This is a genomic window from Paenibacillus sp. 1781tsa1 (genome assembly GCF_024159265.1).
Lineage (GTDB): Bacteria > Bacillota > Bacilli > Paenibacillales > Paenibacillaceae > Paenibacillus.
This window is the reverse complement of record NZ_JAMYWY010000001.1, coordinates 2,791,524-2,803,552: the sequence shown is the minus strand read 5'-3', so window position 1 is coordinate 2,803,552 and position 12,029 is coordinate 2,791,524. Positions and strand designations below refer to the sequence as shown.

Here is a 12,029-nt window from a genome sequence, read left to right as displayed (position 1 = left end):
CCAATACAAGAACCAAGGAAGGAACATTGAAGATGAAAAATACAAATACGAACCAACTACAGCATACCTGGACTCAAGTCGATGACTACATGAACGATCTGCTGATCCCCTCCGATTCCCTGCTGGAGCAAACATTGCAAACCAATGCCGAAGCTGGACTGCCCGCTCATGACGTAACACCCAATCAAGGAAAGTTACTCCAGCTCCTTCTTCAAATCCAAGGTGCATCCCGTGTACTTGAAATCGGCACACTGGGCGGCTATAGTACCATCTGGATGGCAAGAGCGCTGCCTGAACACGGACGTATCGTCTCCCTGGAATCGGAATCACGCCACGCGGACTTGGCTCGAACCAATCTCACACGTGCAGGACTTATGCACAAGGTTGACCTGAGAGTTGGCCCTGCCTTAACCACCCTTCCAGATGTTCAGGAAGAATACAGGGAACCGTTTGATATGATCTTCATCGATGCTGACAAACCAAGTAATCCCGATTATCTGAGATGGGCCATGCGACTGACTCGTCCGGGGAGTCTTATTATTGGTGACAATATCGTCAGAGACGGTGAAGTGATTCGCACGGACAGCACGGACCCCAGAGTTCAAGGCGTTCGATCATTCCTGCAGTTAATCGCGGATCACCCCCGGCTTGAAGCTACAGCACTGCAAACGGTGGGTAGCAAAGGTTACGATGGATTCGTCATTGCTCGTGTAACGGATGTCCCTGAACCAAAATAAACAGTGGTCAATTCTTCCGCAAATTCCCCTTTCCTGTTAAACTGGAATGACTGCACAGGCAGACTGGGGGGAACCACTTGAGAGTTTTACAACAGATTCATGCTGAAATTCGCGGCTGGTCCCGCAATATTCAACTTTTTTTCCTGGCAAGCATTCTGTATCAGATCGGAAATGGCATGTTCTCTGTCTTGTACAATCTGTACATTCAGGGGCTGGGCTATAATGATACAATGAACGGCCAGATCGTAAGTATTCAATCACTCGCAACAGCCATAATGTTTGTTCCTATCGGTCTATGCGGTGATCTGTTCAGTCGCAAGCGGCTGCTCATTGCCGGGGCGTTATTCAGCGGAATCTTCCTGATCGGACGCTCCTTTGATTATTCAGCTACAGGACTGATCTGGTTCGCGGTATTTTCTGGCCTTTTCGCTGGTGTATTCCAAGTACTGGCCATTCCTTATCTAGCGGAAAACGTCAAGAAAAGCCAGCGGCTGAAGATGTTCAGTTATTATTCATCTCTTGTGCTCGCTTCCCAGGTACTTGGTAGCCTGGGTGGCGGTGTATTCGCAGATTTGTTACATACGGCAGGACTCGCCAAAGTGACAGGACTTCAGACGGTATTATTTGTTGGTGGTGCAGCAACACTCGCTGCGTTCATTCCACTGTTATTTGTAACCGAAGACAAGGCCGCTCCGCAGACAACAACATCGGCGCAATCTGATCTTCAACCCAATGCGGATCTTAAAGAACGTTTGACGAATACCCCAAGCACGAATGATTCAGTCACCAAGAAAAAAGATTCCCGACTGATTGGTCAGTTTGTAGTAACCCAGTTATTAATCGGATTAGGTTCAGGACTGGTTGTCCCATACCTGAATCTGTATTTCACCAATCGCTTCTCGGTATCTCTGAGTGGGATGAGTCTGCTGATTGCACTTGGTCAGATTATGACGATTGTATCCATGCTGATTGGCCCTACCCTGGCCGCAAGGGTCGGGAGCGTACGAGCCGTTGTCATTTTCCAGGTGATGTCGCTGCCCTTCCTTCTATTAACGGGCTTCACCAATCTGTTGTTCATCGCTTCACTGAGTTTCTTATTCAGACAAGCGTTGATGAATGCAGCCAATCCTATTCATTCAGCCATACTGGTGGATCGGATCTCCGACAAACGCCGGGGGATCGCCAATTCACTGATGCAGACTGCTTTCATGATTGGATGGGCTACCATGGGCCCTGTTCAATCCTATCTGGTCACCACGTACGGAACGTACTGGGGTTACGCGATCACATTCAGCATCACAGGCAGTTTATATGTCATTTCATCATTGATGTACTATGTAATGTTCAGAGAACCCAAACCTTCCGCTGCTACTCTTGCAGGAGAAGCATGAGCAGGACAATAACAGCCTGGTTGTTCCACAGATAAGCAACGTATCTCATCATCAGGAGTGATCACACATGAACATGAATCCTTCATTGAACCTGAATGAATACCTGTATCTCATACCCCGTCATTCAACCGGTAGGCTAAACAAATGGAACTGATGCGCAAGCTTGGTTCCTATGTTGTCTTTCGGTTTTTTCTTAGTCTGGGTGTCTCTGTTCTTGGTGGATTGCTGTTCACAGCCATTCATACACCGATTCCGTGGTTGCTCGGGCCAATGGTATTCATGCTGCTTGGTTCCCAAGTTGCCAAATGGCCACTCATGTGGCCCGCCTCCATTCGAGACTATGGCATTCTGATTGTTGGCTATTCGATTGGACTCACCTTAACAGAAGAGGCACTGCACGGCATTCTGCAACAACTTCCCATGATGCTGCTGATGACCTTGCTGTTAATCGGATTGTGTGTAATTACGGCCTACATCGCTTCAAAGGTAACCGACTTTGACTTCCCCTCCCTGCTGGTTGGAAGCATCCCAGGAGGACTGTCCCAGATGGTGTCCCTTGCAGAAGAGATGAAATCCATCAATCTGACGCTGGTTACCTTTTTGCAGGTGACTCGACTGATCATGATTGTCTTCTGTGTGCCGTTCCTGCTATTCAGTCCGTGGATTGCAGGCACAGCAGGTGGCGGTTCGGATCATCCGTTCATTGATGCAGCAACGTGGGGTGCCCTTTTCCCCGAGATTCTCCTCTACGCTCCGCTCTGTGTGGCTGGTGCTTGGATTGCACGCAAACTCCGGTTTCCAACGGCCTTTATGCTGGGTCCCATGATCGTCATGTGTGTCATTCAATTAAGTACAGCACTGCATACGCCCAGTCTTCCAACTTCCCTGCTAAATGTATCGCAATTGATGATTGGCAGTCACGTTGGGCTGATGCTCAAGCCGGAACAGTTGCAACGCAAGACACAGACTGTCACGCTAGCGGTGATGAGTAGTGTACTGCTCATTGTTGGTGCGCTTGGATTGAGTTATCTGTTAATGAATGTGTTCTCCCTCACTGCGGCAACCTCACTACTCAGTATGGCCCCTGGCGGGATGGATCAGATGAGTATCATGGCACATGAAGTGAATGCCGACCTTTCCGTTGTATCCGGGTATCAATTGTTCCGCATCTTGTTTATTTTCTTCATCGTCTCTTCCGTACTGAAGATGATTCTCGTACATATGTTGAAAGAAAAGAAAGAATATCCTAGTCTAGAATGATTATATTCCTGCCTGATCCCATGCCAAAGAGAGTACCCTCTTGATATCACATCCTGCGGATACTCTCTTTTATTTGTACAGACTTCACTTCAGCGGCATTTGGCATGTTCGATTATAACCGAAATGACTACTCATGAATACATTCGGTTGTACATCCAGCCCACAATGCCCACCGTAATTACCGTCGCCCCAATAATAAATGCATAATAGCCAATCTTACTTTTGGACTCCGAAGTCTGATAGTCATAATAATCCGAGTTACGTCGGTAAACCCCCATCCATAACTCTCCGATCATATTCACAATAACCACTACAAAACGTTTAACAAGTCCCACGGTATGCAAGTCTCCTCTCCCTGATCAACCTTCTTCCATATTAAGTATAATTATCCTATTTAATTAAAACAAGCCACTCAAACTACTTTCGGTGCAATGACAGTCGGTGCAGTTTCTTGTTCCAACCAGGTTAGAATATCAAAGGCTTCCTGATCGGTGCTACCACACATCTCTTCCTCAGCCTGCAATCCACTGCATACGGCAGGACGATCTTTTTGGCCAAAAATTCCGCAGCGATTATCATCCGTAAGCTGCACACAACGTACACCTGCCGGCTTGCCATGAGCCATGCCCGGTATCGGTGATGATATAGAAATCGCGATACAACATGCGGCACAGCCTGCCCTGCATTCCATACGTATTCCCTCCTAATTTCAATACACTTACAATACATGTTCAAAAAGACCGGTTTTCAGTACCAAGAAGATGGAATGAAGCTAGAAATGGAGTAGCGGAGCGTAGATAGAGCTACGTGAGCAACGGACATTTCGGCTGAATTCCATATTCGATGCTGATGATGCCATTAGGCATCCTTCGTAATCAAAAGCGGACTTTTTGAACTACCTCTTAATTATGAACGATTTATCCAGGTCCAGGTTCGAGCGAGCCCCTGCGCGATTCTCCGATTCATGCTTCGATTCGAAAAATACCCCCCATGACTTAGCGGATTCCAACTCATAGCCACGCCGCCAGAGTTCACTTCAATGTCTTCTTTAACCGCTCTCTCATAAGCAGGATCAATCGGGCGTAACGGATAACCCAGAATATCATCCCGATCGTAGAAGTTCACCCACTCCCCTTCCAGTCCCGCATAATACTGATTCAATTGGGCAGAGGGCACCTGAATTGGGCAACTAAAGTCATGGTAACGCAAACTCCATAAAGGCAGGGTTGTACCAAACGAGTAAAAATTAGTCAGCGTGTCCCCCCGCTCCAAAGCCGAGTTCACATCCACAACCTCAGGAACACGACTGGACGGATATTGCAGATCGTAGAAGAAGTTACTCGCGATTACGGCACCCAAACTGTGGGCAACCACACAGAGCGGAGCTTCGGGTCCGTTACGCTGTGCAAGGGTATGCATCGCCTGATTCAACGTTCGATGTACGGCATCATAGTTATGGCCTTGATTTTCCACAGGTTGATAAGCAACCGCATCAGCCAGGTAATGGATGACAAATCGGCGCAACGCCTGAAAGTTCAATCCCGGAGAGCTGACGAGCTGTTGAAACAGCGCCTCTTCCCGCTCCTCAAATACATCCGCCCAATATACGGGCTCAATATCCAGCATTTGTTTGGAGGCTCCAGGCAAGACCATCACCTTGTCCAATTCCTTATGCAAACAAGCAATCAGCTTGTCCGCGTACCCTTCCTTTCGCATACCCAGCCCATGAATGACCATCACCGCAACACGTGTCATGGCTCTCCTCCTCATCGCTTGACTAGGATCTCTTTTTCCACCATATGAACGCCAGTACTCGAACATGCCTGAAGCTTGTTTTATCAGAAAATCATACTATATAAAATGAACTAAAGAATATTTACACTGCACTCCGATGACAGAACAACCTTCCGATCACTGTTATCCCCAGATTTTTTTATTCCTTTTATAAAGGGTAAATCCGGGGATAGCATATGCTTCCGATGTAGCTTTCTTGCAGAAAGCTTTTAGCTCCGCTTCTTCAAGTCCTTTCTGTCCTCTCGTTTTGAGTAAATGTTTAGTTCAATTTATATAGGAACCTGTATTTCAAAAATGTGATTCTTCCATTTTATATACAGTTTACCATGATAACCATGGGAATAACGATCATACAACAAAAAGGAGCTTGACATCACGCAGCCCCTTCATGTTGTTGTATTTAATTAACCTTTCAGATGGACCTTCAACACACCATTCTGATTGGATGTAACATCACCTGTTGTGACTTCCACCCGTTCAACCATATCTTGACCATCCGGAATAATAATCGGAGTAATTAGCGGGTATCCCGCATCTTCAATGACCTTACGATCAAACTCCAACAGCTTTTGCCCAGCTTTTACATGCTCGCCAGCTTCCACATGCATATTGAAACCTTCACCCTTGAGGGATACCGTATTAATCCCGACATGGATCAGAACTTGTAGTCCACTCGCGTGTTCAAGAATCACCGCATGTTTACTCTTGATCACATGAGCGACCTGAGCATCAAACGGGGCAACAACAACGTTGCCGGAAGGTTCAATGGCTACACCCTCACCCATCTGTTTCTCGGCAAAAGCCGGATCAGGTACTTGCTCCAGTGACACGGCCTGGCCTGTTAATGGCGCCATGATTTCAAGTGTATTCACGGCTTCGTCCCCTACTTGAGCTGCACTACGTGTGCGCTGGTTTGGATCTGTTTTTCCAGTCGAAGAGGTAACACCCGAAGCAGCAGATTGCGATGTAGCCGCTGTAGGCTCAGCATCCGTTCCATTGCTTGCACTCCGATCTTCTTTTCTCAGTTTGGCTCTGCCAAAAAGAACCGTCAGCACAAACGGTACAACCAAGACGATCGCCATGCCGATGAAGAAGACGCCCCACTTGTTAGGGAAAATCGACAGGAATCCCGGTACGCCACCTACACCGATGGAGGTTGCCTGAACATTATTGATTGTCAGCAGTACACCACCAATTGCGGAACCGACCATACCGAAGATAAACGGATAACGGTAACGGATATTCACTCCGAAGATCGCCGGCTCAGTTACCCCGAGGAATGCTGATACCGAGGACGTTGCCGCAAGTCCTCTCATTTTCTTCTCACGCAGGACAAGCATCATCGCAAGCGCCGCTGAACCCTGTGCGATATTGGACAATGCCAGCATCGGCCACAGGAACGTACCGCCCTGACTACCGATGAGCTGAACATCCACCGCGAGGAATGTGTGATGCATACCGGTGATCACGAGCAGAGCATATAGACCACCGTAGATCAGACCGCCCAGCGCCGCGTATGAATCGTATACATAGATCAAGCCGGATGTAATTGCATTCGCAATGGCGAATGTAACCGGTCCAATAATGGTAAATGCCAGGAATCCGGTAATCAGCAACGTGACTGGTGCAACGACCAGCAGTTTAATGGAATCATGAACTCTTTTGTTCAGGAAAATTTCCATCTTCGCAAGCAGATAGGCTGATACCAGTACCGGCAGTACCTGCCCTTGGTAACCGATCTTCTCAATCTCCCAGCCAAACAAATTCCATGTTGGTACTGTGCCATTATTCACGGCATCAGCATAACCGTATGCACTCAGCAGATCAGGATGTACCAGAATGAGACCAAGCACGATCCCGAGCAGCGGACTGCCGCCGAACCTTTTTACAGCTGCCCAACCAATTAGAGCCGGCAGGAATGTGAAGGCTGTACTCGCAATCGTATTAATAATGGACGCAAGATCCTTCCAGGCTGGGTAGACATCCACAAGTGATTTTCCATCAAAGAAAATGCCTGGACCTGTCAGAATGTTGTTAATCCCGAGCAAAAGACCTGCCGTGATGATCGCTGGCAAGATCGGAATGAAAATATCCGAGAGTGTTTTAATCGCTCGCTGAATTGGGTTTTGCTTTTTACCAGCGACCGCCTTCACATCATCCTTGGAAGAACGATCTCCCCCGGTAATCTGAATCATCTCATCATAGACCTTATCCACCAGACCAGGCCCAATAACGACCTGGAATTGTCCCTGGGAAGAGAACTGTCCTTTAACCAGATCATTCTGATCCAGGCTTTCGGTATCTACTTTACTCTCATCATACAGGGCAAACCGGAGTCGTGTAACACAGTGTGTTGCAGCTTCAATATTCTCTTTGCCGCCGACTGCCCGGACGATCTCCTCAACCTGTTTTTTATCAATTGCCATAGTGTCACTTCCTATTTATAAAATATGATTAGTCCTGTTGTGGTACAAGCCACATATAGGAAGCATACGGACTGAGAGAGATTTCCTGCGTCAGCGCAGGGGCTGCCTCCGTATTTCCTATGAGTAACTCTGCTGATTTGCCTGCAATGTGATCATTCCAGACTGCTTCCGGAAGCGAGAACGTGACGTCTCGTTTACTAAAGTTGGATACAACAATCAGAGTTTCATTTCCATTGGTCCGTGCGTACGCGAATACATCCGGGTGTGCATCGTCCAGGCGTTCATACAGACCGTCGATCAGCACGTTTACCTGTTTACGCAGGGCAATCAATCTGCGGTAATGGTAGTAGATCGAATCCGGGTCAGCCAGCTGCTGTTCCACGTGAATGGAAGGATACCGCTCATCCACCTTCAGCCAAGGTGTTCCCGTAGTGAAGCCGGCGTTCTGACTTCCATTCCACTGCATCGGTGTGCGGGAGTTGTCCCGGGAACGCTCCTTCACGATTTCGAACGCTTCCTCGGCTGATTTCCCTCGATCTTCCTGAAGCAAGCGGTACATGTTCGTCGATTCGATATCGCGGAACTCGCTAACGTCATTCCAGACTGGATTCGGCATTCCGATCTCTTCACCCTGGTACACATAAGGCGTACCTTGCATTCCGTGTATCGTTGTCGCGAGCATCTTGGCACTCTCGGCACGATAGTCACCATCATCGGCGAATCGGGACAGTGCTCGCGGCTGATCATGGTTATTCAGGAACAGCGCGTTCCAGCCTCCACCGGCCTGCATACCTGTCTGCCACTCACTGAAGAGCTGCTTCATCGCTTCAAAATCATACGGCATCAGTTCCCACTTCTGGCCATTCGGATAATCCACTTTCAGGTGATGGAAGTTAAACGTCATTGAAAACTCCCGGGAAGCCGGGTTCGAATATTGGATACAATGTTCCAGTGTTGTGGAGGACATTTCTCCTACGGTCACCATGTTGTACGGTCCGAATACTTCGTCGTACATCTCGGTGATATATTCATGTACACGCGGTCCATCTGTGTAGTACTTGCGTCCATCACCAGGTGATACGCTGCCATCGTCATCTGGGAAACTCTGATCTTTGGAGATTAGGTTGATCACGTCCATACGGAAACCGTCTACACCCTTTTCGGCCCAAAACTTAATCATATCCCGTACTGCTTTGCGTACTTCCTCATTCTCCCAATTCAGATCTGCCTGCGTTTTATCAAATAAAGTCAGGAAATATTGTCCCGTCTGTTCATCATACTGCCAAGCAGGTCCGCCGAACTTGGATTGCCAGTTGTTCGGCACACCGCCATCCGGGGCAGGATCTTTCCAAATATAATAATCTCGATACGGATTATCCTTGGAAGAGCGGGATTGCTGGAACCACTCATGATCGGTCGAGGAGTGATTCACCACGATATCAATCATCAGTTTCATATCGCGAGCCTTCAGACCTTTCAACAGCTCGTCAAAATCCTCCATCGTCCCATAATCCGGATTAATCCGGTAATAGTCCGCTACGTCATATCCATTATCATGTTGCGGGGATACATATACCGGCTGCAACCACACAATATCGATACCCAGATGCTGCAAATAATCAAGCTTCTCGGTTAATCCACGAATATCTCCGGTACCCGATCCGGTTGTATCATTAAAACTCTTCGGATATACCTGATACACCGTTGATGTCTTCCACCAAGATGACGGAGTTGTATTGTTAGAACTCATGTTAACGCCTCCAATAAATTGTAATGCTCTCATGTGATGTTCTCGGTTAACTTCATATCTATATTACATAACTAAACATGTATATACAAGTTGAAACTATAATATGGTTATTCTTCGCCTCTTCTACACATTCCCCATAAACCTTTCCTCTGTAACATTTATTTTGGAATCAGCGTTCGTGAACTCTATGATATCTGTATTGGTACAACAAAAAAACCGTCTGTTCTCCCCACAAGTGGTGTGGGCAACAGACGGTCTATCTTGGTTGAACTTGGTTGAAATTTTCAAATGTATTTTACTGTTGTAATGGATTGTTATTATAAAGTTGCTGTCACTTGACTTCATCACCACGGCGGATCTACGCCTCTTACGACATCTCCGGTGAAACTGTTGCTTTCCCCTGTTTGTCCTGCATATTCAACTTCAGTAAGGAGAGCGCAGCTTGTTCTTCCCTTTCCAGTTCAGCAGCACTGATCTCCCCAGAGAGCACGGCACGCATTCGCTTTTGATCCAACAGGCCTTCCCATTTTGCGACCACAAATGCTGCGACACAATTGCCCATCAGGTTGGTGAAAACACGCATTGTATCCATGAAACGGTCTGCACCAAGCAGCAGAGCAACCGCTGCTACCGGAAAAGCATTGACGGCTACTGCCGTCGCGGACAGGGCCAGAAATGCGGAGCCAGGTACTCCTGCCATACCTTTGGAACTTAACATTAGCACCAGCAGAATCGTAATCTGCTGCATCAATGTCAGTTCAATCCCTACGGCTTGAGCAACAAATACCGTTGCCAATGATAAATAGATTGAAGCGCCATCCAGATTAAACGAGTACCCCGTCGGCACCACAAGACCCACAACCGCACGATCGCATCCCGCCTTGGTTAGTTTGTCCATCATGCGTGGCATCACCACTTCCGATGATCCTGTTCCAATCGCCAGCATCACTTCAGCACGGGTATACTTCACAAATTGCAGGAAATTCAGCCCTGTGATCCACCAGGCAGCGAGTGCCAACATGATGAGAAACAACAGTGCTGCGCCGTAACAGGCCAGAATCAGCAGACCAAAGGACGACAATGTGGAAGCCCCATAGGCACCTACCGTGTAGGCCATGGCTCCAAATGCACCAATTGGCGCGAGTTTCATGATATAACCGATGATGCGGAACACAATGCCGAGCAAGTTCTCAATCAGCGTCAGTACATTTTCTTTCGCCTTACTCTCCGTTGCTGCCAGCGCAACCCCGAACAGGCAGGCTACGAGCAGTACTTGCAGAAGTGCATTCTGTGCGAAGGCATCCACAACACTTGTCGGAATAATATTCATAATAAAGTCGACCGTGTGCGGTAACTCGGAACCATTCGTTTTCGCTTCAATGCCACTTGCGTCTATGGTTGAAGGGTCTACGTTCATTCCGGCACCTGGGCGAAGCAGATTGGCTGTTCCCAATCCAAGTACCAGCGCAACTGTAGTTGCAATCTCGAACCACACGATGGCTTTCAGTCCGATGCGACCTACGGACTTAAGATCACCGATCTTGGCAATACCTGTCACAATCACCATGAATATCAGTGGTGCGATGATCATTTTGATCAATTTGATGAAACCTGTTCCCAGCGGTTGCAGCAAGCTACCCAGATCCGGCCACAGTATGCCTACCCCAATCCCGATGATTACCGCGACAATAATTTGAAAAAATAGTGATTTCACAAATGACATGAACGCTCCCCCTGTTTGCGGTCAATTCGGATTTCCGTTTGGTTTCCGTGTAACTTTTTATATCATTCCAAACCAGAGTTCAACAATGGAATTTCAATGTTTTTGTCATTTGTACCAACTCTATCGGTGAAAATTGAACCTGAAACCGAAAAAAGACGAATATCGCGTCAGTTATCTTGACGTGATATTCGTCTTTATCGATAAATCCTTTTATTATTAAACAAGGGTTAAATAACAGTTACAAGGTAAGAGATTCTCCCGGGGCCAACACACGCCCTTCCAACCCTTTTGCAGCCAGCTGTTGCACGAAGTGTTCCGCATCCTGACGAATCACCGGGAATGTATCATAATGAACCGGAATGGTCAGTTTGGCATTAAACCATTCGGCCGCTTGCAGTGCATCCTCAGGTCCCATGGTGAAATGTCCACCGATCGGCAAGAAAGCTACATCAATGTCATGACGATCACCAATCATTTTCATATCCCCGAATAGACTCGTGTCTCCGGCATGTAAAATCGTTTTACCACCAATAGTAATGATATATCCAGCAGGCAAACCTGCATACATGATCCGTTGTTCTTCTTCCAGCACAATCCCGGAAGTATGGAACGCCTGAATCATTTTGGCTTGAGCAAAGCCAAGATCCACCGTTCCGCCCATATTCATGCCGAGCGTATCCAGACCTTTCCAGGACATATATGTAGCCAATTCCACAATAGCGACAACTTTGGCGTTATTCGCTTTGGCAATAGGTTCAGCATCAAGGATGTGATCCATATGTGCATGTGTCAGTAACACAACATCGGTCTTGATATCTTCAGGCTTCGTGACGGCAAGCTCGTTGCCACGCAGGAAGGGATCAATGATCAGTGACTTTTCTTCTGTGCCCAGCTGTACACTGGAGTGACCATGGAACGTAATATTCAACAACTTGGATTCCTCCCGAC

At 47.5% G+C, this 12,029-nt stretch carries 10 protein-coding genes; 3 read left to right on the top strand and 7 right to left on the bottom strand.

Annotation, left to right across the window (positions count from 1 at the left end; translation table 11 throughout):
- Positions 1 to 32: 32 nt before the first annotated feature.
- From NKT06_RS12700 to NKT06_RS12690, 3 genes are all read left to right on the top strand, one after another.
- Complete coding sequence (locus tag NKT06_RS12700; protein ID WP_253434537.1) at positions 33 to 737, top strand: O-methyltransferase; 705 nt, start codon at positions 33 to 35, stop codon at positions 735 to 737.
- A gap of 77 nt (positions 738 to 814) precedes the next feature.
- The gene (locus NKT06_RS12695; RefSeq protein ID WP_253434534.1) at positions 815 to 2,128 is read left to right on the top strand and encodes an MFS transporter; all 1,314 of its coding nucleotides are present in this window, start codon (positions 815 to 817) and stop codon (positions 2,126 to 2,128) included.
- A 144-nt stretch (positions 2,129 to 2,272) separates the two neighbouring features.
- Positions 2,273 to 3,388 carry an AbrB family transcriptional regulator gene (locus tag NKT06_RS12690; RefSeq protein WP_253434531.1) on the top strand — a complete coding sequence of 372 codons (1,116 nt, stop codon included), beginning with the start codon at positions 2,273 to 2,275 and terminating at the stop codon, positions 3,386 to 3,388.
- A 131-nt stretch (positions 3,389 to 3,519) separates the two neighbouring features.
- Here the strand turns inward: NKT06_RS12690 and NKT06_RS12685 are convergent, their stop codons facing one another.
- From NKT06_RS12685 to NKT06_RS12655, 7 genes are all read right to left on the bottom strand, one after another.
- Positions 3,520 to 3,723 (bottom strand): hypothetical protein, encoded by a 204-nt coding sequence (locus NKT06_RS12685; protein ID WP_253434528.1) that lies wholly within the window; start codon positions 3,721 to 3,723, stop codon positions 3,520 to 3,522.
- 77 nt (positions 3,724 to 3,800) lie between these two features.
- The gene (locus tag NKT06_RS12680) at positions 3,801 to 4,079 is read right to left on the bottom strand and encodes a YkgJ family cysteine cluster protein (protein WP_253434525.1); all 279 of its coding nucleotides are present in this window, start codon (positions 4,077 to 4,079) and stop codon (positions 3,801 to 3,803) included.
- Positions 4,080 to 4,294: 215 nt separating this feature from the next.
- Positions 4,295 to 5,143: a chemotaxis protein gene (locus NKT06_RS12675; protein ID WP_253434522.1), complete on the bottom strand. Its 849-nt coding sequence runs from the start codon at positions 5,141 to 5,143 to the stop codon at positions 4,295 to 4,297.
- Positions 5,144 to 5,586: 443 nt separating this feature from the next.
- Positions 5,587 to 7,608, bottom strand: a complete 2,022-nt coding sequence (gene treP, locus NKT06_RS12670) for a PTS system trehalose-specific EIIBC component (protein ID WP_253434519.1) — start codon at positions 7,606 to 7,608, stop codon at positions 5,587 to 5,589.
- A 28-nt stretch (positions 7,609 to 7,636) separates the two neighbouring features.
- A complete protein-coding gene (treC, locus tag NKT06_RS12665; protein WP_253434514.1) occupies positions 7,637 to 9,358 on the bottom strand; it encodes an alpha,alpha-phosphotrehalase in 1,722 nt (573 codons plus the stop codon).
- 367 nt (positions 9,359 to 9,725) lie between these two features.
- Positions 9,726 to 11,081, bottom strand: a complete 1,356-nt coding sequence (gene dctA / locus NKT06_RS12660) for a C4-dicarboxylate transporter DctA (RefSeq protein WP_253434509.1) — start codon at positions 11,079 to 11,081, stop codon at positions 9,726 to 9,728.
- 238 nt (positions 11,082 to 11,319) lie between these two features.
- The gene (locus NKT06_RS12655) at positions 11,320 to 12,012 is read right to left on the bottom strand and encodes a metal-dependent hydrolase (RefSeq protein ID WP_253434506.1); all 693 of its coding nucleotides are present in this window, start codon (positions 12,010 to 12,012) and stop codon (positions 11,320 to 11,322) included.
- Between the last annotated feature and the right edge of the window lie 17 nt (positions 12,013 to 12,029).